Below are 25,797 nucleotides of genomic sequence, written 5' to 3'. Positions count from 1 at the left end.
CCTATAGACTTTCCTATATGATTCTATACACGGTAGGGGAAAAGGACAATGGCTGAAACCGCAGTGTTGAAGGGGATCTTCGTCGGCAACCACTGGCGGCCGGCTACTGGCTCGAATGTTCTGGGTGTGTACAACCCGGCCAATGGACAGCTCATCGGAGAGGTGGCCGCGGCCAGCCAGACGGACGTCGACCTTGCCAGCCTGGCCGCTCTTGAGGCCTTTCCATCGTGGAGCACCACGTCAGTAGGGGATCGGGCCGCAATCATCGCCCGGATTGCTGACGGCCTTGAGGCAAGTGCGGAGGAATTGGCCGATGGCATTACCGCTGAAGTGGGCACGCCGCGGCACAAATGTGTGCGCATGCAGGTGGTTCCAGCCCTGCACAGCTTCCGCAGCGCGGCCCGGCTCGGTCCCGGAGTCCTGGTTCCCGAACAGTTGGACTCGACCCAAATCCACAAAGTTCCAGTCGGGGTGGTAGCGTGCATCACCCCGTGGAATTACCCGCTGTACCAGATTGCATCCAAGGTCGCAGCGGCCCTCGTGGCCGGTTGCACGATCGTGCTCAAGCCCAGCGAGGTGGCGCCGAGCAACGCAGCGATTTTGGCAGATGTCGCCGCCGATGCGGGACTACCCCCGGGGGTCTTCAATGTCGTGTTCGGCGAAGGCCCGACCACCGGTGAGGCACTGATCAGCCACGCCGCAATCGACTTCGTGTCCTTCACCGGATCGACCCGGGCTGGTGGGCGGATCGCCAGCGTCGCCGGCGGCCTCATCAAGCAGGTCTCGCTGGAACTCGGAGGAAAATCGGCAAGCCTCATTCTCCCCGGTACCGACCTCCCGCACGCGGTGGGCAAAACACTCGAGAAGAGTTTCCAGAACTCCGGGCAAACGTGCGCAGCCCTCACGCGGCTTCTGGTCCCGTCCGAGACGCTGGAACAGGTCTCCTCGGCACTGAAATCACAGGTGTCTGCTTTTGCCGTCGGCAGCCCTCAGGATACGGCCACTGTCCTGGGACCGGTCGCCACGGCCGCGCAGCGCGACAAGGTCCTCAACCTCACCACCGCAGCCCGTGCATCCGGAGCTGAAGTTCTGGCCTCCGGCCCTGTTTCAGGGGATCCGGAAGGCTATTACGTCCCGGCTCAAGCTTTTCTCACCGGCGCCAATGACGAACTGGCCCAAGAGGAAGTCTTCGGTCCAGTGCTGGCCGTCGTCCCATACGCCGACGTCGAGGAAGCGATCTTCATCGCCAACAACTCACCGTATGGCCTAAGTGGAGCTGTGTGGGGGCCAAGTCCGGAAGAAGCTGGCTTGGTGGCCACAAAGATCAGGACCGGAAGCGTTTCAGTGAATGGGGCGGCCACCCATCCGGATGCCCCATTTGGAGGTTTCCGGATGTCAGGGTTTGGCCGGGAACGAGGAGCCCACGGCATTGAAGAATTCCTCACTACTCAGTCAGTACATTTCCAAGAACCTCACCAAGCGGAACGCGCAACATGAAGAACCCCGATGAGAACTGGCCAAACCACAGCCGACCGCCTCCTACGGCCGGAGAGCAATGGCGGCGACGACGACTGCCATTCCTGCACCGGACCGGAAATTGACCGGCTTCGAGCGCTGCGATAGCTATTTCCGCATGGCTGCCCATGCGGAACAGGTCGGTGACTCAGTCAGGGAGTGGGTCGGCTGGTCCAATACGTGTTCGAAAACTGGCCGTGGGGGCTTTGCCTGTCGTACTCGATCGAATCGTCAGCCCCGGTTCGAGGAGCAGATGGAGCGCTTGGTCAGGGGGGTCGATGATCATCTTCACGAGTTCCTGGGCGATGCGGGTCGAAGGCTGACGTACTGACGTGATGCCGATGGCGCCCAATGACGTCAAGGATGTGTCATCGAACCCGGTCACGGCCACGTCAACGCCTGGAACGAGACCGTGTGCACGCACCGCGAAGATCGCTCCAACTGCAAGGTAATCAGACGCGCAGATGATGGCGTCTGGAGGCGACTCCGACTGGAGGAGCTGCATGGCTATTTCTTCCCCTGCGGCGATCTCATCGGTCGCGAGGGAAACGCGGTCCGCGACGACGGAGCGCTGAAGCCCGTGCTTCCGGCACGCCGCGACGTATCCCTCGAGACGCGCCGCGCTCCACACGGCATCGACCCCGAGGCCGATGAAGGCGAGCTGCCGGTGACCGCGTTCAACGACGTGCTCGACTGCCAGCTCAATTCCGCGTGCTTCGTCGATCTCCACCCAACTCCAAGGCGCCGATTTTCCTTCCAAGGTCTGGCCGTACCCGGCGAAGGGAATGGAACGCGATACCAGCTGCGCAGGGCGGGGATCATGGGGGGCGATACTGCCCATGATGATGCCTGCGGCTGAGCCTCCGAAGTAGAGCGCATCGCATGCACTGAGCCAATCCTCAGGGTCTGCTGCGGCGATGAGGGTCAGATGCATGCCCTTTGCCTGGCACGCGGCCGCGAGCGAGTATAGGAAGTCATCCATATACCCGTCACCGCTGCGCTGGGTGGAGGGAAGCGCGTATCCGATCTGAGTCGGCTTGGACAGGCGCAGGCTCGTGGCGGCAGTGCTTTTCCGGTAACGGAGCTCTCTCATCGACGCGAGGACCTTTGCTTTGGTCTTCTCGGAGACGATATCCGGGCGATTGATGACATTCGAGACCGTCATCACCGAAACGCCCGCGTGTGAGGCTACATCGTTCATGTTGGTATGACGCGGGGCGCCCCCCGGTTCGTTGTAGTCGGCTGCCATTTTGCCCTCCCTGCCTGCCAGCTCGTAGTGGAACGCGATTGGCCCCAACCCTGCTTATAGAGACGCATTTAACCCCGGCTCGGATTCGAGTTCGCGAGCATTCAGCCTCAAGCCGGGCTCAATCAGCGAACCGGTTGAGCCCGACCTGACTCACGCGGTGTCCCCAGGGTGCTGGCTCGGCGACGAGCGGCAGTATGGATGGGGAAAACGCAGCGAGGGGTGTCGTGGCCACTACGCACCCACGGTGGGTGCTGGATTTATTGTAACGTCAAAAATTTTCTCAAAAAAGAATTGTAACGTCATTAAATTGTGGGTACGATCTCTCCTAAGTCCTCCCTATCCCGGTCGACCCTCCGTACCCGGTTATCCCCTCCTTATCCTGGTCATTCTCCGTGCCCGGTCACACTCCGTATCCCGGTCGACGATGCCTGGCTGTATTCGCGGCAGGCTCAGAACGACGCGTTCAGCAGCTGTAATGGCGCACCTGATCGAGCCCAAACGTTGTACCGGACCCGCATCACATGAAAGAGGAACTACCAATGAAGCTAAAACCCTTCACCAGACGGCTTGCTGCCGTGTTCAGCATCGCCGCCCTCGCCGCAACGGCACTCGCGGGCTGCAGCTCGGGCGGGTCATCATCCGGCGACGGCAAGACTCTCAGCGTCTGGACATGGACGACGGCGGGTGCGCTTCTCAAACCGGCCGCGGACGCTTTTGAGAAAGCCAACCCGGGAACCAAAGTCGACATTGTCGATGTAGGAAACCCTGCCATCTGGGACAAAATCACTACCGGCCTCGCTGCTGGCGGCCAAGGACTCCCGGACATCATGAACACCGCCATCGACCAGCTGCCCGGCTACACCGACAAGTTCCCGAACGGCTTCGCGGACATGGGCCCCCTGGGGGCCAAGGATCTCGCTGGCGATTTCGTACCTAGCGCCTGGGGTGGAGGACTGGGCAAGGACGGGCAGGTATGGGGTATCCCGTTTGAGGTGAACACGGCCGGATTTGCTTACCGCAAGGACCTCTTGGATGCCGCAGGCATCGACATGGCATCCATCAAAACTTGGGACGAGCTCATCGACGCCGGTGTTACGCTGAAAGCCAAAACCGGAGCGAGTCTCTTCGAACTCAACAAGGCTGCAGCGAATACGAACGCAGCCGACTTTTGGCAGACACTTACGCAGCAGCAGAACGCGTTCTACTTCAACAAAGACGGCGACATCACGCTGAATGGCCCGGAAGGGGTCAAGTCGCTGACACTGCTCAAGAAGATGAATGACAAGGGAGTCCTCGCGGACTCTGCATCCTTTACAAGTAGCAATGGGCTTAGGTTCGCAGACGGGTCGGTGGCGATAAGCCCGAGTGCGTCATGGTGGCCCGGTTACATCGAGGCCAAGCAACCTCAGCTCAAAGGAAAAATGGCCACCGCACTGCGCCCGGTGGTAGACGCAGGAGGCTCAACTGCTGCCCTGGCGGGATCCACCTACCTTTCCATCGCAGGCAATAGCGCCAACAAGGACCTGGCGTGGAAATTTGTTCACTTTGCCCTGGGCACACTGGATGGTCAGCGGGTGATGCAGACCGCACAGCCCTTCACCCCCGGCTTCGTACCGATGTATAAGACTCCAGGCTTCACTGACAATAGCGGCTACTGGGTCGGCGACTCTCCAAGCAAGGTCTTCGTCGACTCGATCACTCAGCCCGACCTCGCCGTGTCGAACTACACAAGCGACTACGCTCGCGCAATCAGAATCTACACAGATGCCCAGACAAAAGTGATGCTCTCCGGAGCAGACCCGAAGGCCGCGCTCGACGAGGCTGCCAAGCTCCTCGCCGCTCAAACTGGCCGAAAGATCGCCAGCTGAAACACCGGCTGAAGCCGCTTTTCACCAAATCCGATAGAGCGTCTGGCCCCGCCCCACCAGGTAGGCGTGGCGGAGCCAGGCGCCACCGAGGGAGCACCACGGTCATGACCGATACGCACGTCCAATCGCCACAAGTTGAATCGCCGCCGGTGGCACGACGAGTACCCCCTTCCAGGCGGCCCTGGCTTACTCCGGGCAAGGTGCCATATGTCCTGCTCTCTCCGGTGATCATCCTTTTCGCCGCGTTCAAGGTCTACCCCGTCGGCTATGCTGCGTGGCTAAGTTTCACGACCAACCGTGGGGGAGTGCAGGGCTTCGCTGGGTTCGCGAACTACGAGCGCATTTTTAGCGACCCCCTGTTCTACAACGCTCTGGGCAATACCTTAATCATCTTGGTGATCCAAGTACCGGTGATGCTCATTTTGGCGCTCCTGCTGGCTGTGGCTCTCCATTCGACCCTCCTGAAGTTCCGTGCGGTCTTCCGTCTCGGTTACTTCGTTCCGGTCGTCATGGGTCTCGTCTCTTATGGTGTTGTCTTCAGCATGATGCTTGCCACGGACAACGGCATCGTGAACGTCGCGCTTCAGTCGGTTGGTCTACCGGCGATCCCTTGGCTTCAGGACGCGTTCTGGGCGAAAATTTCGCTCGGAATCGCGATGACGTGGCACTACACGGGGATCAACGCTGTCATTTATCTTGCCCAGCGGCAGAGCATCTCCGGGGACCTCTACGAAGCGGCCTCCATGGACGGCGCAGATACAGTCAAACAGTTCTTCAACGTAACCATCCCGGGGTTACGCCCGGCAATCCTCTTGACGGTCGTCACCTCAACCATCGGCACACTTCAGCTGTTCGATGAACCGTACATCCTGACCAACGGCGGTCCCGACAACGCAACCATGACGATCGGCATGTATCTCTACCAGAACGCCTTCAAGTTCTTTGATTTCGGCTATGCCTCAGCTATCGGCTTCGTCCTTGTCGGAATGGTTGTCATCGTCAGCCTGGTCCAGTTCCGGTTCATTCAGGAGAAGAAAAGTTGAGCACTTCAGTAGAGAAAATGCGTACTTCCGCGCGCATCCGGCACACCAAAGCTTCGAGCGCACTGCTCACGGCAGTCATCTTCCTAGGGTTCATCTTGATGGTGGCACCCTTCTATTGGCTGGTCATCGGCTCAACGCACAGCTCAGATGAAATCTTCGCCAACCCTCCAAATCTATTGCCGGGAGATCAGCTGTGGACAAACATTCAGGTCCTGTTCGGTGACCTCGGATTCGGGCGTGCAATCGCGAACTCCGCTGCTGTCTCGGTCATCTTCGTGATTCTTGGTGCGTTGATCTGCCTCTGTGGCGGATACGCCTTCGCGAAGTTTCAGTTCCGAGGCCGAACGCTACTTTTCGGCGTGGTTATTGCGACCCTCGCCATCCCGAGCCAGGTAACCCTGGTTCCCCTGTTCCAGACGATGGTGACACTCGGATGGCTCAACTCATATCAAGGCCTCATCCTCCCGGGACTGGCCTACCCGTTTGGACTATTCCTAATGCGGCAGGCCATGGAATCAGTACCTGACGAATTGATCCAGGCCGGCCGCATCGATGGCGCGGGCGAGTTCCGCATCCTGTTCCAGATCGTGCTCCCAACGATCCTCCCGGCAATGGCCGCTCTGGCGATTTTCCTCTTCCTGGCGATCTGGAACGAATTCGTCTGGCCCTTGGTGATCCTGCGCGCAGAATCTGCTTACACGGTGCCGGTGGCCCTGGCATCCTTCCGTGATGTCAATCTGACCGACTACGGCACCCTCATCACGGCAACAACCTTCTCCATCATCCCCGTATGTCTTGTATTCATCTTCCTGCAGCGCTATTTCGTTGCCGGTCTTCTGTCTGGAGCTGTCAAACAGTGACCATCGATTCAAATGTTAAATCCGCCTCCGTCGTGTCGTGGTCGATCATCGCCTCTGGGCCATCTCACACCGAAACCAGCCCGCTCTGGGAGCTGACCAACAACAGCACTCAGATGCGCCTCATTATCGCTGCGCCGGTCTTTGAAATCGATGGACGAGCTGTAACGTGCACAGTTCGCGAATTTAATCGCGAAGTCAAACGCCGTATCTTGACCAGCCGCGCTGAGGAATTCCTATTCGAGGGCGAGGTCGACGGCGAGCCCGGGCTCCAGCTCGCGATGCGGCTGCGTGTGACACCGGAAAGCCCAGTGGTGCGCTTCCGCTACGAATTGCGCAGTTCGACGCCTCGGCGGCTCACCAAAAGTGCTGGCAAGGAAGGGATTTCATACGTCGAGTTGCTCCGTCCCACCAGTGCCATCACTGAAGTGAGGATCTCCGATTTCGTCGAGCTTGGCCACTCTTTCATGCCCAACGAGGTCCCCATCGATTCTGCGGCTGCCAAGGCATTGTCGCCTTTGATCGGCCCCATTCTGGTAGGCGTTGAGGACGGGGCTTCTTGGCTGCTGGCCTACGAGCATGGAACCTCTGGCGGGGATCTGTTCTGCGGGTTCTGGGTCGATGGCGCCCGCGGCGTTCGAATTGGCTCAGTCAAGGGTGCCTACCTTAACGGTCAGCGGCTGGACACGGCCCAGGGATTCCGGACTCCCTGGCTTCTAGCGGCCGCTGTCGAAGGCAATCTGGACGACGTGGCGGCAGCGTTCCGTACGTTTCTGTTGAAGTACCAGTCCGAAAACGCGGAGTCCCGTCGACCGCAGATCTTCTACAACACATGGAACTTCCAGGAGCGTGAGCGCTACTGGCACGACAGGACCTACATCGATGGTCTGACTGAGGAGCGCGTGCTCGCCGAGATGGAAGTGGCAGCTCGGATGGGAATCGATACTTACGTGATCGACACCGGCTGGTACACCGCAACCGGAGACTGGGAGGTGAACCCGGAACGTTTCCCTGGCGCCCTGCTGAATGTCAGGCAACGAGCAGGCGAACTTGGCCTCCGCCTCGGGATCTGGTTCGATCCGACGTTGGCGGCATTCTCGAGCCGCGCTCTGGCCGCGCATCCCCGTGACATGAAGACGTGGCAAGGAGAACCCCTTCGGCCACGAGAAGTGTGGGAGACCGAGCCCAGCGCCCCCATGTGTTTAGTTAGTGACTGGTTCGAGACATTCGTGGGTCACCTCATCCGGATCAATCGCGAACTCGGCATTACATACTTCAAACTTGATGCGGTGAGCCAGTACGGCTGCGACAGCCCGGAACACCATCACGGAGACGACACCAACACCCCGAGCGAACGAGCGGACCGTTTCGCTTTCATGATGAGTGAGAGGATGACGGAGATCGCAGAGCGGTTGATGACCGCGGTGCCCGGTTCAATTGTCGATTTCGACGTGACCGAGAATCACCGATCTTTCGGCTTGAGCTTCCTTTCGGCTGGCAAGTACTTCCTCGTCAACAACGGACCGTACTACTCGGACTACGAGCTGCCCGCGGACTTGAACGGGGTGAACACCAATATGTTCTTCCACCCGGGTCGTTCACGCGGTTGGATATGCCGGGAACCATATGCCTTCGACCGATGGATCCCGTCCGTGCTGACCCTGGTCCATTATTTCCCGGACGACCCGCACGGCCACCAGCAGGAAAGCCTCGCAGCGATCATGCTCGGACACCACGGAATCTGGGGGGACCTGCTCACCATCTCTGAGGACGGCGTGGAGGGAATCCGCTCAACGCTTGACCGGTACCGGGCAGTCGCCATGGACTCGGCCCGGGCCAGCATGGTTACCATCGGGCTGGGTGCGGGAGCCGCAGAGATACGGGAGAAGATTCTCCCGCAAACTGGTCGTGGCATCGTGTCGTTGTTCCCTGCCCGCGGGCAATCGATCCAACACGTGACGGCAGTTCCGGTGGATTCAGGCTATTGGAGCGGCGACGGCGTTGAGGTTTCCTTAAACCCGGACGGCCGTGCTGTCATCCGCGCGACTCAGTCCGGGTCAGCGATTTTCGGGACCATCGGAGTCTGACCCATGTCCAGTCAGTGCTCTTCCACCCCCTCAACCGACCTTGCAATTGAGTACTCTGTGAATCCCTTTGACCTCGAACACCTCCCGTTCGCCACGGCTGGCTCGTACTTCGCCGTGACATCAGCCGTGAACACTGAAGACGCCGGGAAATGGGTGGAGCTGCGGACGGTCCGGGGCAGGGCGGCAACGCGTGCACTTCTGCGCATCGCGCCTCGCGACGGACTTCACGGCAAAGCAGCGTTCGATATCGACCACCTTGTGCTTCCCGCAGCGGCAGGTCACGTCAGCGTCGACTTCAACACACACCGCGTTCTCAGTGTTTCCGGCGCAGGCGTTGGCTTCGAGCTCATCATGGAGGCGGCAAGCAACTACGACACGCTGGTCCGTGTGGCCGAAGATGAATGGCGCTACCTCAGATTCTCCTCACAGGTAACGATTGCCATCCGCGTTCTCAGGGGCAGAGGCATAGAGGAATCGACGTGGGCTGGAGAACGTCACACCATGGCTACACTCCAGTTCGCGCCCGGCAGCGTCGTGCTCATTGAGGAGACGAATGATGCGACGCCGACCGCTCGGAAACCCTGGTCGCCACCGTCATTCGATGTATTCGCCGCCGCTATGCCCGAGGTAAAACCCGAGCATCAGGCGGCGAAACAGCTCGCCAGCTACATCATGTGGTCCTCGATAGTAGAGCCCTCCGGAGCAGTGCAACGGCCGGCGATGTACATGTCGAAGGGAACGATGACCAACGTTTGGAGCTGGGACAACTGCTTCAACGCAATCGCATTAGCACAGCTTCCCGAGCTCGCTGAAGACCAGTTCTTCGTGCCGTTTGACGCCCAAGCGACAAGCGGTCGGCTGCCGGACTCCGTCAACGACAAGGTCATCGATTACACCTTCACCAAGCCTCCAATTCACGGATGGGCTCTGATGGCGCTATTTAGGGCGGGCGCGGTCAACGACGAGTGGCTGCTTCGTGCCTATGATCCTCTCCAACGGTGGACGCAATGGTGGCTGACGGAACGAGTCGCCTCCGGACGCATTCTGCCGCACTACTTCCACGGGAATGACTCCGGGTGGGACAACAGCACGATCTTCGCCACAACGGTGCCTGTAGAGTCTCCTGATCTCGCGGCCTTCCTGGTCCTGCAGACAGAAGCGCTCAGTGAGATTGCCTCGCGACTGTCGCGTCCGGACGAAGCCAAGAAATGGGCAACCGTTTCATCCTCTCTCCTCAATTCGCTGCTCAAGGAAATGTGGGACGGTAGCCGATTCATCGCCCGCAAGCTCGACTCAACAGTCATCGAGTCCGCATCGCTCCTTCACCTCCTACCGGTAGTGCTCGGATCCCGTTTACCATCAGAGGTCTTCAACACACTTGTCAGTGACCTGGGGCGGTTCCGGACGGAATATGGTCTGGCAACCGAAGCCACGGATAGCCCGGCCTATATCGCCGATGGCTACTGGCGAGGTCCGATCTGGGCGCCGTGTACCGCTTTGATCATTGACGGTCTCATCGATGGCGGGGAAGAACAACTGGCCCTGGATCTCGCCGAAAGTTTGTGCGCAATGGCCTCTGCCTCGGGAATGGCCGAAAACTTTGACGCGGTCACCGGCGCCGGTCTGCGCGATCGAGCATACACGTGGACCTCCAGCGTCTTCCTGACTCTGGCAGGACTGCTAGCTGCTGAAGAGCGAACGAACGACCCCTGCGCAGGGGTCTAACGAAGACGGAGTCGGCTGCGTCCCACTCAAACGCCGACAACGGACGTTCCCTCAACCTCCGTCAGGTGACTGCACTGTGTCCTCTACATCAATCATCCGCTGCACCACTCTGCCGTCCATCCAGAGGTTAGTGCTGTTGGCGGACCAGCCCGAACGGGACGGCCGGATGTGCCCGCACCATGTATATGCCAGCGTCGATGCGCGATATAAGAATCCCTGTTTTGTGTTCCATTGCGGCGATCTTGACGACGCCGATTGCTTTCGTAAGGGCCTCGTCTACTTCGGAAGCATGTTTGGCATGTACTTCCAGCATGCCCGGCGTTTCTGTTTGCTGACGGTTAATGTCCATGATCTTCCTCACTATCCGTTGATGTTTTTGTTTAGACACTCCGCAGGCCTGGGCGGGGGTGATCTTTTTTCACGGGCGGAGGGGTGTGCATACCGGGCAGGGCTCATCCGCCCGCGGGTAGTGATCCTGGGCTGGTGGCCTAGGCGGTCGACCGCTCGATGATGTCGATGTGAAGCTCGGGAAGGGGTTGGTCCGACTGCTGCTCATCCAAACGGTTAAGCAGCGACTGCATCGAGAGCTGACTGACCTGAGTGGGGTCGTATCCCATCGTGGTCAGCGGGGGGATGGTCAGCTGCGACAATGGGGTGTTGTCCATTCCGATCAGAGCGATGTCTTCGGGGATGTTCCAGCTTTTCTCGTGGGCAGCGTGCAAAAGTGCGGTGGCGACGTCGTCGTTGTAGCAGGCCACGGCAAATCCTCGGTGTCCCAATTCTTCCAGCGCCTTTCGGGCGTCCACGGGTGTGATATCAAGATGCAGAACGTGGGGTTCGTCAAGGCCCTGCCTAAGACACTCTTCCCTGAAGGTGCGTTCGCGGGGGCCGCCGAACGGGTCGCTGCGCGCGTCCCGCAGGTGCGCGTACGCAAGCTGTTGATAGCCGCGTTCGATGAGGTATCGCGCCTGCAGTCTTCCGATTTGCGCGTTGATGCCGTGACTGCCGGATTCGTCGGTCTCCAGCAGCTTGACGCCCCGGCGTTCAAGCAGCGCGCGCTGTCCCTCGGAAAGGGCAGCCAGCGTCAGGACTGCACGTGGCTTCAGCCCGACGATGAGCCTGTCGAAATCAGCGTCAGTACGGCTCGATAGACGCAGGACAAGTGTCAGGCCTCGTGCAGCGAGTTCATCCGTGAGCAGACCGTAGATGTCTTGAAGGTTGCGTCCGAAGGTTGTGTCAGGAATCAGCGCGATCACGATATCGCTGGCGCCGCGGGCCAGCGTACGTCCTGCTGACGATGGCTCGTAGCCTAGCTCAGCCACAGCTTTGGCAACACGGTCCCGCGTCTCCTGCGAAAAGGCTTTTTTCCCGTTAAGGATCATGCTGACCGTGGAACGAGCCACCCCGGCACGGTTGGCGACATCCTGGCTGGTGGGTATCACGACCGCCCGCCTTCCGTTGTTCGAGGTCTAATTATCATAGCTTCGGCTTCAGGGCGGGCTGCCCATGGCGGCGTTCCCCCGGGCCTGTCAGGACCCGCTGAGCCTCGCGCCGCCGGAGCGGGCGATGTTTCCGAGCCATCCGAGGCTTTCTTTGGGTTTACGTTCAAAGGTGGTCCGGTCTACGGCGACGAGGCCGAATTTCGGTTCCCAATGGCCCCATTCGTAGTTATCCAACAGTGACCAGTGCAGGTAACCGCGGACGTCGACACCATCTTCCATGGCCGCGGCCAGGTGCTGCAGGGCCTCGCGGGTATAGGCGATGCGCCGTGTGTCATCCGGGGTGGCGATACCGTTCTCGGTGACAAGGATGGGCACGTTTGCCACTTGGGCGGCGTGCCTTACCGCCATAGCAAGCGCGTCCGGCCGGTATGCGGTACCGATCATGGTGTTGTCCGGATGGGCCGGATGCGGCACCAGACCATTGGCGTCTACCTGCTGGGAGGTGTAGGACTGAACACCGACGAAGTCATCACCCTTCGCGGCCTCAAGGTAAAGGTCTTCAAAGTTCCACCGGATCTGCAGGAGGCGTTCTTCTCCTCCCGGTGCTGCAGTGAAGGACTGGTTTGCCACGCTCCAGCCAACTTGGGCGTCCGTGCGCTGGCGCAGTGCCTCGCGCGCCAGATGGTGGGCTTCGACGACGTACTTCCCGTCGTCTGGCACCGGAACCGGCAGCGGAGGCTGCCTATATTCGGTCTCACCCTGGTTTTCGACAGTGGGGCTCTGCCACGAGTCCAGTTCACCACGGCTGGCTGCTGCTTCCAGATTGAGCATCATGGCGAGCATGTTGGGTTCGTTGATGGTGATGACGTGTCCGACGTCGCCCAGAATGGACGAAGCGGCCTCCACGTAGCGTGAGAAGCGTTCGGGTGCAGCGGGGGCACTCCATCCGCCTTCGTCTGCGAACCATCGCGGGGAGCTGAAGTGGTGGAGGGTGATGACCGGTTTGATGCCCAGCTCCAGGGCGGTGTCAATCATGTGACGGTAATGAGCCAGCAGTGCAGGGGAGAACACTCCGGGCCGGGGTTCGATGCGCGCCCACTCGATTCCGAACCGGTAGGAGTTCAAGCCAGCCTCGGCGAGGAGGGTCATGTCCTCCCGGTAACGGTGATAGCTGTCGTTCGCGTCACCGCTGAGCTCCATACCAGGGAAGAGCCCTTCCCGGGCCCACCAGTCACTGTTGATGTTGTTTCCCTCGATCTGGTGCGGCGCCGTCGAAGCACCCCAGAGGAAATCCGGGCCAAACGTTGTCATTGGTGTCCTTTCGATGGGGCGTGGTGTCATGTGCGGGGTGGGAATCTCAGTCATGGGTGTGTTTTCCGTGGGTTTCAGGCCGGTGGGCTAGGCGGGGGAGGAAGTAGCCTCAGCGGGCTGCTCAAGCAGGGAGACAAGCCAATCGCCGTCAATGGCACCGCCGAGGATGCTCAGGATCTGGTTCATGGGCATGGAGAGCACCATGCGGGTGCCGTCGCTGTCGTCGTCCAGCTGTTGGCCGGATGCCGCCATGATGGGGTTGAGTTCGTTCGCCAGTGCCGGCCCCGCCGTGGGGTGTGCGAGCCACTCCGCAACGTCGGATTGCAGCGACAGGAGGCGTGGCAGTTCGTCACCGTCAAGTGCCACGTCCTGCTCCAGCAGGACGTGTGAGGCATTGTCGGATACTTGCACGGTGTAGCAGCCCGGGGCGACAACCCAGCGGTCAAGGATAACGTCCCAGTACCGAAGGTTCCTGCGGTCCAGGAGGAAATGGACCTCCCGGGTTTCGCCCGGTTGAAGGAGGACTTTGGTGAAGGCGGCGAGGATCCGTTCCGGGCGCAGGACCGGCCCGGCGTCGGTTGAAAGGTAGATCTGTATGACGTGTTTTGCCGGGATCTTTCCGGTGTTGGTGATATTCGCCGTAACAGCGATTTCGTCATGGCCGCGCGCTTCGGCCCGGAGGTCCGTTGTTTCGAAGGTGGAGTAACTTAGCCCGTGCCCGAAAGGGTACCGGACGGGCCGCTGCACCGTTTCGTAGTAGCGGTAGCCGACCATGACGCCTTCGGTGTAACGGACGTGGCCCTGCTCGCCGGGGAAGGACAGGTAAGTGGGCGTGTCCTGCAGCCGGAAAGGAATGGATTCGGCCAAGCGTCCGGAGGGACTCGTCACACCGAACAGCAGGTCAGCGATCGCTCTACCGCCGCCCTGGCCGAGGAGGAAACCTTCCAGGATGCCGTCCACCTGGTCATGCCATTCTTCAAGGGAGACAACACCCCCGTTCGCCAGGACAACGACGGTACGGGGGGCGGCGGCCGCGACCGCCCGGATGAGCTCGACCTGCACAGCGGCGAGTTCCAGCCTCGTCCGGTCGAACCCTTCGGATTCCTCCTCTTCGGGGTTGCCCGCGAATATGACAGCGACGTCCACGGTGCGGGCCGCCTCCACGGCGTGGGCACGGAGTTCAGCATCGTTCTCGCCGGGTTGGAGAGAGAAGCCCTGCGAGTAGTGGACGCTGCCATCAGAGACAGCGGCCCCCGCCTTGAGTTCCTCCAGGGGTATGTCGATGAGTGTGGCGTTGACGTGTGAGCTGCCCCCGCCCTGGTACCTGGGGTTGGTGGCGAATTCTCCGACAACCAGAAGGGATGTTCCTGGTTTCAGGGGCAGTACGCCGTCCTGGTTTTTGAGCAGGACAGCGCACTCGGTGGCGAGCTCACGTGCCAGTTCATGGTGCGCTGCGGAATCGAACTCAGTTGGGGCGGTCCCGGTGATGCGGGGTTCGCTGTAGGCGGCAAGGTCCAGAACCCGTTCCACTGCCAGATCGATCGCCGACTCGTTCACGCTCCCGTTTTGGACGGCCTTGATGAGCGCTTCGGTGGCGTACTGCCCTGGTCCGGGCATTGCCAGATCCAAGCCGGCGTTCAGTGCTGCCGGCCGTGTGCGGACCGCGCCCCAGTCGGACACCACAACGCCGTTGAATCCCCATTCGCCGCGCAGTACATCAGTGAGAAGCCAGCGGTTTTCTGAGGCGTGGACGCCGTTGATCTTGTTGTATGAGCACATGACCGTCGCCGGTTGCGCTTCGGTGACGACTCGTTCGAAGGCTGACAGGTGCACTTCGCGGAGTGTGCGTTCGTCGACGTCGGAGCTGATGACCATGCGCTCGGTCTCCTGGTCATTGGCCGCCAAATGCTTCACGGATGCTCCCACACCGTGCTCCTGCAAAGCCTTGACGTAGGCGCTCCCAAGTACGCCGGACAACAGCGGGTCCTCGGAGTAGTACTCGAAGTTCCTGCCTCCCAGAGGTGAGCGTTTGATATTCACGCCCGGGCCGAGGAGGATGTCCACGCCATGGGCCTGTGATTCTTTGGCCAAGGCGGCGCCGACGCGTGCGGCGACGTCCTCGCTCCAGCTGCATCCGATTCCTACCGCAGGCGGAAAACACGTTGCGGGCTGACTGCGGTATAGCCCGAGGTGGTCAGTCCCATGCTTCTGCATGCGGACGCCGTGGGGTCCGTCCGCCATGGTCACGGCACCAATGTGATGGTCCTTGATGGCAGTGGTTGACCAAAAGGTATCTCCGATCAACAGGGACGCTTTTTGCTGCAGCGTCAGCTGGCTGACGTCGATGTTCTGCATGGAATTCCTCTGTAGTAGGGGTGGCCCGGTTGCACGCTTGTCTGCTGCATTCCGTGTCGGACCGCGGGATCAGCGGACGGCTTTGACCTTCAGGACGACGACGCCGCCGAGGATCGTGAAGGCTCCGGCCAGCAGGTAAAGCAGGGAGTAGTTTTTGTCTCCTCCAGCGGCTACACCAATGCCCAGGAAAAGCGGTGCGATCAGCGGGGCGGCTGACTGTGCCAGGGAGTTAGCGAGTCCATTGATGCCTATGAACCGTCCGGCGTCGGTGTCCCGCTCGGGCAGTACGTCCAGGACCAGAGCCTGGTCAACGGCGGAAAAGATGCCAAGGCCCAGGTTTGAGATGGCTGAACCGATGAGAAGCATGGGCAGGTTGTCACCGAAAGCCATGACTACTGCGCCGGCGGAGAACATGAAACCGGCGCTGAGCACGAAGGGCTTGCGCTTGCGCAGCTTGTCGGAAAGGAAGCCGCCTCCGATGGAGCCGATGATCACCGTGACGATACCGAGCATCCCGCCGATTGCCACGAGGGTGCCTATTTCGGTGATCTGAACCCCGAGCCGCTGTGCGAAGTAGAACGCAGTGAAGGTTGAGCTCATGGTGAGGCCGAAGTAGAAAAGGAATCGTCCGAGCCAGTTCCACGAAAAGTCGGGGTGCGTGCGGGGGTTGTACACGAATTTGGACAGGACCAGGCGAAGGTTCAGCCTGTCCTCGAAGTTGCGGGTGCGGCTGTCGTCCTCACGGATGACGAATGTGAACAGAACGGTAAGGACCAGGCCGAGCACCGCGGGGATCATAAAGAGCAGCAAGGCGTCTTTGGCGAGGCTGCCGGCGAGGATGGCGCCTGTCACCGGTGCTGCCATGGTGACGAAGCCGACCAGGCCGCCGACTTTTCCGCGCTGGGACTCCGGCAGGCGATCTGCCTGGGAGTTGGTCAAGTTTCCAATGACGGTGTTCCAGCCCAGCGTCGTGACAACCCACCCCACGGTAACCATGGGCACGTCCGGTGCGAGGGCGATAATGAGCAGGCCCAGGGTTCCGAGAAGGGAGCCGGCTACGAGCCAGGGGCGGCGGCGCCCGAAGCGGCTTCGGGTGCGGTCACTGAGCACCCCGATGATGGGACCGGAGACCAGCGAGACTACGGCGGCGGCGCCGATGACGAACCCCAGGTACTCCTCGTGATCCGGTGCAATTGCTTTGATCTTGATGGCCAGGGACAGGGCAATGGGTGTCACGAGGGCGATGTAGGTTCCGAACATGCCCAGCAGCAGGAGCCAAATGTACTTGGCGCTGACCTTGGGCAGGTCCACCTGCCCGGTGACAGGAGGAGCAAGAAGTATTTGCTCCTCCGCCACCTCGGCTGGTGTGCCCCCGATGGTGGCGGTGGCCGGAGGAAGGTTGTTGTTGTTTTTCACGGCAGGACTCCGTCGTCTTGATGTACGGGTGTTGGGGGATTGAGGTGAAGTAAACACAGTTGGAGCGGTGGTGCTTGTGCTAGGAGACGAGCTGACGTTCTCCCGTTGCTTCGGTTGCGTTGGCACCGATGGTGACGGTGGCCGGTTGGCATCCGGAGGCTGTCACGGTGACGGTGACAGGGCCTTGCCCGGTTGGGCGGATGATGGCCAGGGCGCGGCCGTCAAAGGTTGTATGTGAGCCTGCTGTGAAGGGCTCGTCTGTAGCGGGATTGGCGCTTCCGAGGCCTTGGAGGACCGCGGGTCCGTCCACCGTTACGGCGACCTCGCGGTCCCGGCCGTTGTGAAGAACGCCGCTTCCGTCCGTGAGTGCTATTCGCAGGAAGGCGAGGTCCCCGGTGCCGGCTGTGAGTAGGTCGACGTCGGAGCTCACGTCAAGGTGCAATCGGTCGCGTGCCGTGGATAGCTGCACACGGGAATGCTCCTGGCCGTCCTTATACGCGACAGCGGTCAAGTCACCGGGGGTGTAGATGATGTCGAAATCGGTACGGAAGGCCAGGTTTTCTCCTACCTTGGATCGTCCGACAGGCACCCCGTTGAGGAGCAGTTCGACGTCGTCGGCGTCCGAGTACACCTCCACCTGGATCGGCTGTCCCTCGAATCCCTCCCAGGTCCAGCTGCTGATCGCATCACTCCAGGACCAAGGCGTCATGAGCGGTGTGCGCCCATGAAACTGCGGGCGCTGGACCGCGATGTATGGCGTTGACCGGAGCCCGAAGACAATCTCCCGGTAGTAGGAGGCGGGGCGGCGCTCACCTGTGATGTCGATGTCGCCTGTCCACGCGGTAAGCCACGGGTAGGGACGTGCCACGCTTGCTGCTGCACCATGGCCGCCGTCGGCGTATCCCACCGAGCCCAAGCCGGCTTCTCCCAGGTAGTCCCACCCGGTCCAGGCGAAGTCGCCAATAACATGATCGTTGGCTTTGACGAGGTCCCAGTTTTTGGCGATCTGCCCCGGAAAAGTCTCAGTGCCGGCAATGACGCGGTTCGGAAAGAGCGTCTTATCCAGCAGGTAGCGTCCGTCACCGTAGTTCATTCCTGCCACGTCAAGCACCGAAAAGGATTCGGCGGTCCGTTCGCTGACCATTTCGGAGGCCGAGATATGGTTCATCATGTCTCCGACCTGGGTCATCATCCCGTTCACGCCCGCTCCGGTGTCGCCAGCTGCGCCCTGGTGCTGTTTCATGCCGGCCAGGACAATGTCCAGACTCGATACAAAACCGTTGATACCGTTGGTGATGGGCCGGGTCCCGTCCAGCGACCGCAGTTTTTCGGCAAGCCGGCGGCTCCACACCCCGCCATCAGCAGTTCCGGTTTCCGGAATCTCATTGCCGATGGAGTACATGATCACACTGGGGTGATTGATGTCCTTGGCCACAAGGGCCTCAAGATCACGTTCCCACCACTGCGCGAAATCAGTGGCGTAGTCGTAATCGGATTTACCCGAGGTCCAAACGTCGAACGCTTCATCGATGACGAGCATCCCGAGCCGGTCACAGGCATCCAGGAGTGCCGAGCTCGCGGGGTTGTGCGAACTCCTGATGGCGTTGAAACCGGCTTCCTTCAGGACCCGGACCCGGCGCTCCTCGGCCGCGGCAATAGTCGCCGCACCCAAAGGTCCATTGTCGTGATGAACGCAGGCACCGCGCAGTTTCACCGTCTCACCATTGAGCCTCAACCCTCTCTTGGCGTCGACCTGGATCCGACGGATCCCGAACGTGACGGATTCCCTGTCGATGACCGCGCCTGCGTCTCGCAGCAGCAGGACGCACGTGTACAAGGACGGCGAATCGAATCCCCACAAGGCAGGATTCTCGACCATCAGCCGATGGCGCACCACAGCCGAGGTGCCTGGAAGCAGTGTGACAGGGGACTCGTCGCTGGCGACCTCGGCGATGCCTTCTTCATTGACCGACGCTGCTAAGTTGACCGTGGTGGTCACGGCGGTGGTGTTGGTGATCCTTGCAGTCACCTCCACCATCGCGCGATTGCTGTCGATGTCAGCAGTGGTGACACGGACACCATCTACCCCGATGTGGATAGGCTCCTTAACAATCAGGTGCACGTCCCGGTAGATCCCGGCACCGGTGTACCAGCGACTGTCCTTATGCGCCCGGCAGACCACCCGGACCTCGTTCGCGGCACCGAACCGAAGGAACGGGTCAATGCGCACGGTAAAGCGCGAGTAGCCATAAGCGTCTTGGCCGGCCAGGGCACCGTTGACGTACACCATCGCGTCCCGGTAAACGCCGTCGAACTCGAGAGCGAACACCTTGCCGCGATCTGCCTCATCAACATCGAGCATCCTGCGGTATTCGAAAGCACCACTGGGAAAATATCCGCCAGCCGCGCCGGCAGGAGCATCACCGCTTCTGGTCTTCGAGATCAGCGCATCATGCGGAAGCATTACATCAACCCACTGTTCACTTGCTCCGCCCAGTTCAGCGAAAGCACTGACCCTCGTCCGGACGGCCCATCCTTCGTTGAATGGTTTCCTGGCCATTAGCACTCCTAGAAAAATCAATAGCGATTGTCAGTGACTCGTCACGGCTTAACCACGCGCTGGTGCACGTCAACGGATGGTTGATTCCCGCGGTTGAGCGTCGTCGTCTCTCATGAAGCTCATGCTGCTGCCCAGGAGGCTTCAAGGAATCGGCGCGCCTGCTCGATCTGTTCTCGATCCTCCGGAGCCTCTCCCATGAACATGCCGTGCGGGGCACCTTCCCAGACATGAAGTTCGGCGCGGACGCCGGCCTGAAGGAGTTTGCGGTGCAACCGCACGGTATCCGAGAGGAGGAAGTCGCGCGTCCCGGAGGTCAGCATGACAGGCGGGAAGTCTGCGGTATATGTGCCGAACAGAGGTGAGATGTAGGGGTGCTCGAGTGACTGATCACCGCGGTATAGCTCGAGCATGTTCTTCGGGTGCCATTCGCTGAGGCCAAACCCGAGGGTGGTGTACGTGTCGCCGGCAAGCGTGAAATCGACACAAGGAGAAATGAGGCAGGCGGCGGCTGGCATTGGCAGACCCTCGTCTCGGGCCCTAAGGAGAAGGGCTGCTGAGAGATTGCCGCCTCCGGATTGCCCGGCGATGGCGATCGTCTCCGGCCTATGGCTCTTCAGCAGTTCGCGGTATACCGTCATGCAGTCATCCAGGCCAGCCGGGAACGGGTTGTCCGGGAGTTGCCGGTAGTCCATTCCCCAGGTGCGCACGCCGATGTTGCCGGCGATGAGCTCGGTGGAGCGGCGCGCAGTGGGCCCGCCGCCCCAAAGGAAACCTCCGCCGTGGATGTACAGAAGGACCCGCTCGTCGTCAGCTGCGATGTCCGACGGCTCAGCCATAAAGAATTTCGCCCCATGAACCTTGCCGGCTTCTACTGCTACTGCAACGTCTGATGTCACGGCGCCAGTTGTCGCTCGCGCCATGGTTTCGACGAAGACAGGGTCTGAGGATTCGGCGGCCGCCGCCAGGGCACGCCAGACCTCGACATCCTCAGGGGCGGGATCAGGCTGCGGCGGCCTTCCGGCGGCCATGGCCAATACATTCTGTGCCTCGAGGCTGATGGTGGTTGGAACAGGGTATTCGGTCATCGTGGAACGTTCTCCTCTGCGGGGATCGATCGTGAACTATTCGTGAAGTCAGGCGCTCTCGCGGTTAGTCGCGACATCGTGGGTGACGCGCGTCACCGATCTAATCACGCGTGGGTGACACGCGTCAATAGGGGCTGAAATTTCCCGTTGGGAATGCAGTGCATTGAGCGGCCGCGGCGCACAGATGGGTGTCGGCTGCAGCAAAGCCCTTGAAGAGCCACTCCAGTGGATCGCACCAGCTCAAGCATCGAAATGCGAAGCAGTTGATCCTCCGGGCCAAACTTTGACCCTGGAGCGTACGTCATCCGTCCAAGATGGGGGCGAAGACCTGGTTAGCCCAGCTGGAGGACGGCAAGCGCCCGCCGAAGGTAGGGGGCAGGGTCAGTGTCATCATTAGCCGCCCATTGCAGCCAGGCTTCGAATAATGCGCCAGCAAGAGCGGCGCACAGGTACCGGGCAGTGTCTTCAGGAATGCCACGGGCGGTGAGGTAGGAGCGGGTCTGGTCGTTGCGAGTCCCTAAGAATTCCTGGCTGCGGCTCAGCAGCTCCGGGTGTTCGGCGATCAATCGGAGTCTCCCGCGGGTCACGGCGAGGTCCGGGAGGGCGGCAATACCCGTAAGCACGGCTTCCCGAAGTCCGTCCAGAATCGCCTGTCGGGACAGGGGATGTGCAGGGGCCGACTCCAAGGCGGCGGCGGAGGCTTCTATTACAGGTCCCATCCCGCCCCATACCAACTCTGCTTTATTGGCGAAATGGCGGTACAAAGTCTTCCGCCCAACGCGGGCCTCCCGCGCAATATCCTCCATCGAGGTCTGCTCATACCCCCGCTCGGCGAACATTTTGAGGGCAAGGGCGGCAACCGCTTCAGGGTCGATGCTCACCGGCCGCCCCGGCGACCGGTGGATAGTGATTGAATCGTTCGAAAGCATCTCACCAGTATTCACCCTTCCATTATGACACTGAGTGTCGTAATCTTGGCTGCGACATCATCAGCGTCTGGAAGGACATCATGGGCAGCGAAGCCTCGTGGCAGGAAACCATCACTAATGGCCGCTTTGCGGGACAAACCGTCGTCGTAACGGGTGCAGCGTCCGGCATAGGGCAGGCGACTGCCATGCGCATCGCCAAGGAGGGCGGCAAGGTTATCGCCGCGGACATCAGCAAGCAGCGCCTCGACGCTCTCGTTGAAGAGAATAAGAACCTGGACCTGGTGCCAGTGGCCGGTGACATCTCTACTGAGGAAACTATTGCCGCTGTGGTTTCTGCCGCCGGCGGGCGCATCGACGCCTTGGCGAACATTGCCGGAATCATGGATAACTTCGCACCAATCCATGAGGTGGACGATGACCTTTGGGACCGCGTTTTCCGGATCAACGTCACCGCCCTCATGCGTCTTACCCGCGCCGTTGTACCGCTGATGCTGGAAGCCGGGGCGGGGTCGGTAGTCAACGTTTCCTCAGAGGCCGGCATCCGCGGTTCGGCTGCCGGGGCTGCATACACTGCCTCCAAACATGCCGTTGTTGGCCTGACCAAGAACTCCGCCGTGATGTACGGCCCGAAGGGTCTTCGCTTCAATACCGTGGCTCCCGGGCCCACACTCACTGGCATCGAGGCAAACTTCGGCTCCCAACTGGCCACCGAACGGCTCATCCCACTCATGCAGGCCAATATCCCCACGCCCGCTAACGCCGCACAGTTGGCAGCCTCAATCACTTTCCTGCTCAGCGACGACGGCACCAACCTAAACGGCGCGGTTCTGGCCTCCGACGGCGGCTGGTCGGCGATTTAGCCGCCAAACAAAAAACCCTTCAAACAGGAGTTTCTTCTAATGTCAGAAAAGTTCTTTGAGGCAGTCTCCCAGATCCTTGGTCAAGATGCCGTTGACGTTTCGGATGCTGGCCGCGCCTCATACAGCAGCAACCGGCTCCCTGGCGGAGACCGTCAAACCGATGGGATTGTTTTTCCTTCTTCCACTGAAGACGTTTCCACCATTGTTCGCCTGGCCGCCGAGCATGGAGTGTCTTTGTGGCCGACCAGCACGGGCCATAACTGGGGCATGGGAGAGTTTTCCCCAGTCCGGGAAGGCCAGGTGGTTATGCACCTGGGCAAACGGATGAACCGCATCCTGGAAGTTGATGAACGACTCGGCTACGCCGTCATCGAACCGGGAGTAACCTTCCGACAGCTTCGGGCAAAAATGGCCGAACTCGGCGACAAGTTCATGATCAGCGGAACCTCCGGTCCGCCCGATGGCAGCATCATCGGCAATGCCCTCGACCGCGGTGCCGGCTACACCCCTCACTTCGATCACTTCGGCACGCTCTGCGGGATGGAAGTAGTTCTGCCCAACGGGGAAATCTTCAACACCGGAGACGGGTCCCTTCCCAATTCCAATAGCCGCTTTACTAATAAGTCGGGGTTCGGACCGCTCCTGGACGGCATCTTCACTCAATCCAACTTCGGCATTGTCACGCAGACTGCTGTCTGGCTGATGCCACGCCCGCCGGTCATTGTGGGATTTGCTTTCTCCTTCGCGGAGGACGAGGACCTTTCCGAGATCTTTGAAATGGTGCGCCCGCTGAAGCTCAACTCGGTGGTTCCTACCCTCATCAAGGTGACCTCCGGCGGTTACGGCTTCGCTACGGAGGATACCTACCCTTATAACCGCACCGACGGTCAGGTGCCACTGCCGGATGCCATCCGCCGGGAACTGCAGGAAAAGCATGGCACCGGAGCGTGGCTCGTGTCCGGCGCCCTGTATGGGCCTTCCGAGGAGGCGCTGCAGCCCACGCTCGGTAGGATCCGCGCCGTTTTCGAGGCATCAGGTAAGGCCACCTACATTTCCCACAAGGAAATGCTGGATAACCCCATCTACAAGATCCATCTCGACACCTACAGTGGTGAACCCACAGACAGTGAAGTCGACATGCTCAACTGGCGCCCTGGCGGTGGCGCGACCTGGTTCCTGCCCGCCACACCTATGATCGGCGAAGCTGCTGAGCTTCAGCACGAAACCTCACGCCGCGTCCTTGCCGAGCACGGGTTTGAGTACTTCGTCGAGTTCGTTTGCAGCACCAGGGCAGCACGCGGCCTGCACCTCATCATCTTCAACCGTCAGGACGCTGATGAGGTAGCCCGCATGAACGCCGCCTATGCTGCCTTGGTCGAAGCATACGACGAGATCGGCTACCCCATCGGACGAACCCCGACTGACTGGCAGGAACGGGCCATGGCCCGTCTGCCGGTACTGCAGCAGGTCACGCATCAAATTAAGGCGGCACTGGATCCCAAGGGAACCATCGCGCCGGGCAAGTACGGCATCTCATGAGTGCTGCAGCCATCAGCCTCGGTGGCCGTGTTCTTGAGCTGACAGCACCCTATGAGATGGATACTGTCGTACGCCCTGACCTAGGTCAGCCCGGCCCCGGTCAAGTCGTTGTCCGCATGGTCGCTCTGGGCCTGTGCGGCACAGACCTTCACATCTACTCCGGTCGGGGATCCATGTATCCATGGGTAACGGGGCATGACGGAGCCGGAATCATCCAATCGGTAGGGCCTGGAGTCGATCTCCAAGAGGGCCAACGCGTTGCCGTTGACCCCGTCGTCCGATGCGGGAAATGCGCGATGTGCCGGCAAGGCAAGGTGCAGCTCTGCGCGGACGGCGGATACCTCGGCATGCTCGGCCCAGGTTTGGCCGCTGAATATGTACAGCTTCCGGCGGCACAACTCATTCCGCTGCCGGACGCGGTATCAGACCTGGCGGCCACCGTCTTGGAGCCCGTCGCCGTGGCCCTTCACACACTTCGCCGGGTGGCGCCCTTAATGCCCGGCCAGGGGGCCGCCGCCATCATTGGTGGAGGCCCGTTGGGCATCCTGCAGGCACAGGTATCCCAGCACTTTGGATGGGATTGCGTTGTCTTCGAGCCCCAGAAGCGACGCCGGGACCTGGGCAGCTCCCTTGGCGTGAAGATGTTCGATCCGGCGGAAGCTGAGGACATCGAGACACTTAAAGGCGGCCCGATACTGGTGATCGAGACATCCGCGGCCGGCGCGGGCGTCGACCTCGCCGAACGGATAGCAGCCCCGGGTTCCGTTGTTGCCATCGTGGGCCGTGGGCCGCATTCCCCGTCGCCAGCGAGCATCTTGCTCAAAGAGCTGTCGGTGCTGGGAATCAAGGGAGGCCCAGGCATGTACTCCGAGGCGGTGCGCTTGGTCCAGGAGGGCGTGGTTGATCCGGCATCAGTTATCACTGACCAGTTCCCTTGGTCGCAAGGTGCCAAGGCGTTTGCGCACACCGTTCAGAACCCCGAAACCGTGGTTCGCAGCGTCCTCCATGGGGCGTGGCAATGACAAAGCAAGTCATTAACTACGGAAAGCATCCTTCTCAGTTTGTCGAAGCCTGGTTTCCCGAGAACTGGTCACAGGACAGTGCTGTCGTGCTGCTCCATGGTGGCTGGTGGCGTGCTAAACACGACCTGCATCTGATGGATGAGCTGGCTGCTGATCTGCATCAGAGGGGGTATTTGGTTTGGAACGTAGAGTATCGAAGGATCGATGGCGACGACGGCGGTTGGCCTGGGACATTGGACGACGTCCTGGCAGCCATTCACCACCTGACCTCAGAGCCGCTGCGGGTAAACCCGTCATCCATTGCGGTCATTGGACATTCCGCCGGCGGACACCTGGCCCTGCTCGCGGCCAAGACAGCGCGACTGGCTGCTGTCGTTGCGCTCGCCCCGATCACGGATGTCGCCCGCTGCGCGGCTGAAGGACTGGGAGAGGGAGCGACGCCGGTCTTCCTCGAAAAGGCTGGTCTTACCAAGAAAGTCTTTGAAGAAGCTTCGCCTTTGGAGCAGGCACCGATCCGTGTTCCCCAATTGGTCGTCCACGGCTCGGATGATGTCCGGGTCCCCTTGAGCCACAGCAAGGCATACGTCTCCAGAGCCGCCGGGGTGGGGGACAATGTTGAACTTCGGGAAGTTCAGGGGGGCGACCACATGTTCGTCCTGCAGCCCGATCATTCGTATTGGCCCAAAGCGCTGGAGTGGCTGAACGACGTAACCGCCGACTCAGCGCCCGTACCTTCCGCCGGAGAAGACAAGCTCTCATTATGACGGGGAGCACAAAGATCCTCGGACCCGGAGAGGGCGAAACGCATACCAACCATGCGATTCGGGCTGCGCATTCTCCGGGTGATTCCGATCCGGGCGGCGATGGCATCGGCAGCGAAACGCGCATCCGCCTCCAACTCACTAGTTATCGTCTCGTCGATGCAGTCAGGGAC

At 60.6% G+C, this 25,797-nt stretch carries 19 protein-coding genes; 10 read left to right on the top strand and 9 right to left on the bottom strand.

Features of this window, described 5'->3' with window-relative positions; all coding sequences use genetic code 11:
- Positions 1 to 48: 48 nt before the first annotated feature.
- Positions 49 to 1,497 (top strand): aldehyde dehydrogenase family protein, encoded by a 1,449-nt coding sequence (locus AC1DCM_RS00530; RefSeq protein WP_441437346.1) that lies wholly within the window; start codon positions 49 to 51, stop codon positions 1,495 to 1,497.
- 166 nt (positions 1,498 to 1,663) lie between these two features.
- Here the strand turns inward: AC1DCM_RS00530 and AC1DCM_RS00525 are convergent, their stop codons facing one another.
- Complete coding sequence (locus AC1DCM_RS00525; protein WP_441437345.1) at positions 1,664 to 2,764, bottom strand: LacI family DNA-binding transcriptional regulator; 1,101 nt, start codon at positions 2,762 to 2,764, stop codon at positions 1,664 to 1,666.
- A 539-nt stretch (positions 2,765 to 3,303) separates the two neighbouring features.
- On the opposite strand from AC1DCM_RS00525, the gene AC1DCM_RS00520 reads away from it, so the two are divergent.
- The 5 genes from AC1DCM_RS00520 (at position 3,304) to AC1DCM_RS00500 (ending at position 10,344) form a co-directional block, all read left to right on the top strand.
- Positions 3,304 to 4,632: an ABC transporter substrate-binding protein gene (locus AC1DCM_RS00520; protein ID WP_441437344.1), complete on the top strand. Its 1,329-nt coding sequence runs from the start codon at positions 3,304 to 3,306 to the stop codon at positions 4,630 to 4,632.
- Positions 4,633 to 4,736: 104 nt separating this feature from the next.
- Positions 4,737 to 5,675 (top strand): carbohydrate ABC transporter permease, encoded by a 939-nt coding sequence (locus AC1DCM_RS00515; protein ID WP_441437343.1) that lies wholly within the window; start codon positions 4,737 to 4,739, stop codon positions 5,673 to 5,675.
- Positions 5,672 to 6,535 (top strand): carbohydrate ABC transporter permease, encoded by an 864-nt coding sequence (locus tag AC1DCM_RS00510; protein WP_441437342.1) that lies wholly within the window; start codon positions 5,672 to 5,674, stop codon positions 6,533 to 6,535. The genes AC1DCM_RS00515 and AC1DCM_RS00510 overlap by 4 nt, the downstream gene beginning before the upstream one ends.
- Positions 6,532 to 8,619: an alpha-galactosidase gene (locus AC1DCM_RS00505; RefSeq protein ID WP_442003125.1), complete on the top strand. Its 2,088-nt coding sequence runs from the start codon at positions 6,532 to 6,534 to the stop codon at positions 8,617 to 8,619. The genes AC1DCM_RS00510 and AC1DCM_RS00505 overlap by 4 nt, the downstream gene beginning before the upstream one ends.
- Positions 8,620 to 8,676: 57 nt before the next feature.
- The gene (locus AC1DCM_RS00500) at positions 8,677 to 10,344 is read left to right on the top strand and encodes an amylo-alpha-1,6-glucosidase (protein ID WP_442003126.1); all 1,668 of its coding nucleotides are present in this window, start codon (positions 8,677 to 8,679) and stop codon (positions 10,342 to 10,344) included.
- A 127-nt stretch (positions 10,345 to 10,471) separates the two neighbouring features.
- Here AC1DCM_RS00500 and AC1DCM_RS00495 read toward each other — a convergent pair whose 3' ends face one another.
- The 8 genes from AC1DCM_RS00495 to AC1DCM_RS00460 form a co-directional block, all read right to left on the bottom strand.
- Entirely contained in the window at positions 10,472 to 10,693 is a 222-nt protein-coding gene (locus AC1DCM_RS00495; RefSeq protein ID WP_441437339.1) for a hypothetical protein, read from the bottom strand.
- Between the two features lie 139 nt (positions 10,694 to 10,832).
- On the bottom strand, positions 10,833 to 11,786 hold the full coding sequence (locus tag AC1DCM_RS00490; protein WP_441437338.1) for a LacI family DNA-binding transcriptional regulator: 954 nt from the start codon (positions 11,784 to 11,786) through the stop codon (positions 10,833 to 10,835).
- Positions 11,787 to 11,873: 87 nt separating this feature from the next.
- The gene (locus AC1DCM_RS00485) at positions 11,874 to 13,151 is read right to left on the bottom strand and encodes a glycoside hydrolase family 1 protein (RefSeq protein WP_477516967.1); all 1,278 of its coding nucleotides are present in this window, start codon (positions 13,149 to 13,151) and stop codon (positions 11,874 to 11,876) included.
- A 33-nt stretch (positions 13,152 to 13,184) separates the two neighbouring features.
- A complete protein-coding gene (locus AC1DCM_RS00480; protein ID WP_476900898.1) occupies positions 13,185 to 15,452 on the bottom strand; it encodes a glycoside hydrolase family 3 C-terminal domain-containing protein in 2,268 nt (755 codons plus the stop codon).
- A gap of 69 nt (positions 15,453 to 15,521) precedes the next feature.
- Positions 15,522 to 16,868 carry an MFS transporter gene (locus tag AC1DCM_RS00475; protein WP_441437335.1) on the bottom strand — a complete coding sequence of 449 codons (1,347 nt, stop codon included), beginning with the start codon at positions 16,866 to 16,868 and terminating at the stop codon, positions 15,522 to 15,524.
- A gap of 79 nt (positions 16,869 to 16,947) precedes the next feature.
- Positions 16,948 to 19,428, bottom strand: a complete 2,481-nt coding sequence (locus AC1DCM_RS00470) for a glycoside hydrolase family 2 TIM barrel-domain containing protein (RefSeq protein WP_441437334.1) — start codon at positions 19,426 to 19,428, stop codon at positions 16,948 to 16,950.
- A 119-nt stretch (positions 19,429 to 19,547) separates the two neighbouring features.
- Positions 19,548 to 20,513, bottom strand: a complete 966-nt coding sequence (locus AC1DCM_RS00465) for an alpha/beta hydrolase (RefSeq protein ID WP_476900899.1) — start codon at positions 20,511 to 20,513, stop codon at positions 19,548 to 19,550.
- Between the two features lie 332 nt (positions 20,514 to 20,845).
- A complete protein-coding gene (locus tag AC1DCM_RS00460; RefSeq protein ID WP_477516966.1) occupies positions 20,846 to 21,394 on the bottom strand; it encodes a TetR/AcrR family transcriptional regulator in 549 nt (182 codons plus the stop codon).
- 128 nt (positions 21,395 to 21,522) lie between these two features.
- On the opposite strand from AC1DCM_RS00460, the gene AC1DCM_RS00455 reads away from it, so the two are divergent.
- From AC1DCM_RS00455 to AC1DCM_RS00440, 4 genes are read left to right on the top strand one after another with little or no spacing between them, the layout of a single operon-like run.
- Positions 21,523 to 22,302, top strand: coding sequence for an SDR family NAD(P)-dependent oxidoreductase (locus AC1DCM_RS00455; protein ID WP_441437331.1), 780 nt, complete (start codon positions 21,523 to 21,525; stop codon positions 22,300 to 22,302).
- 39 nt (positions 22,303 to 22,341) lie between these two features.
- Positions 22,342 to 23,841: an FAD-binding oxidoreductase gene (locus AC1DCM_RS00450; RefSeq protein ID WP_441437330.1), complete on the top strand. Its 1,500-nt coding sequence runs from the start codon at positions 22,342 to 22,344 to the stop codon at positions 23,839 to 23,841.
- Entirely contained in the window at positions 23,838 to 24,863 is a 1,026-nt protein-coding gene (locus AC1DCM_RS00445) for a zinc-dependent alcohol dehydrogenase (RefSeq protein ID WP_441437329.1), read from the top strand. Before AC1DCM_RS00450 ends, AC1DCM_RS00445 begins: the two co-directional genes overlap by 4 nt.
- On the top strand, positions 24,860 to 25,627 hold the full coding sequence (locus AC1DCM_RS00440; protein WP_441437328.1) for an alpha/beta hydrolase family protein: 768 nt from the start codon (positions 24,860 to 24,862) through the stop codon (positions 25,625 to 25,627). The genes AC1DCM_RS00445 and AC1DCM_RS00440 overlap by 4 nt, the downstream gene beginning before the upstream one ends.
- Positions 25,628 to 25,797: the final 170 nt, after the last annotated feature.

The sequence above is a fragment of the Paenarthrobacter sp. 10N417 genome (assembly GCF_056394745.1).
Note: the sequence above shows the minus strand (reverse complement) of the source record. Positions and strands in the feature narration are given on the sequence as shown.

Excerpts from the sequence above, each read along its gene's own strand:
- AC1DCM_RS00445 (WP_441437329.1), top strand. The coding sequence starts at position 23,838 with ATGAGTGCTGCAGCCATCAGCCTCGGTGGCCGTGTTCTTGAGCTGACA.
- AC1DCM_RS00455 (WP_441437331.1), top strand. The coding sequence starts at position 21,523 with ATGGGCAGCGAAGCCTCGTGGCAGGAAACCATCACTAATGGCCGCTTT.
- AC1DCM_RS00485 (WP_477516967.1), bottom strand. The coding sequence starts at position 13,151 with ATGACTGAGATTCCCACCCCGCACATGACACCACGCCCCATCGAAAGG.
- AC1DCM_RS00520 (WP_441437344.1), top strand. The coding sequence starts at position 3,304 with ATGAAGCTAAAACCCTTCACCAGACGGCTTGCTGCCGTGTTCAGCATC.
- AC1DCM_RS00515 (WP_441437343.1), top strand. The coding sequence starts at position 4,737 with ATGACCGATACGCACGTCCAATCGCCACAAGTTGAATCGCCGCCGGTG.
- AC1DCM_RS00465 (WP_476900899.1), bottom strand. The coding sequence starts at position 20,513 with ATGACCGAATACCCTGTTCCAACCACCATCAGCCTCGAGGCACAGAAT.
- AC1DCM_RS00480 (WP_476900898.1), bottom strand. The coding sequence starts at position 15,452 with ATGCAGAACATCGACGTCAGCCAGCTGACGCTGCAGCAAAAAGCGTCC.
- AC1DCM_RS00525 (WP_441437345.1), bottom strand. The coding sequence starts at position 2,764 with ATGGCAGCCGACTACAACGAACCGGGGGGCGCCCCGCGTCATACCAAC.
- AC1DCM_RS00440 (WP_441437328.1), top strand. The coding sequence starts at position 24,860 with ATGACAAAGCAAGTCATTAACTACGGAAAGCATCCTTCTCAGTTTGTC.
- AC1DCM_RS00470 (WP_441437334.1), bottom strand. The coding sequence starts at position 19,428 with ATGGCCAGGAAACCATTCAACGAAGGATGGGCCGTCCGGACGAGGGTC.
- AC1DCM_RS00530 (WP_441437346.1), top strand. The coding sequence starts at position 49 with ATGGCTGAAACCGCAGTGTTGAAGGGGATCTTCGTCGGCAACCACTGG.
- AC1DCM_RS00495 (WP_441437339.1), bottom strand. The coding sequence starts at position 10,693 with ATGGACATTAACCGTCAGCAAACAGAAACGCCGGGCATGCTGGAAGTA.
- AC1DCM_RS00450 (WP_441437330.1), top strand. The coding sequence starts at position 22,342 with ATGTCAGAAAAGTTCTTTGAGGCAGTCTCCCAGATCCTTGGTCAAGAT.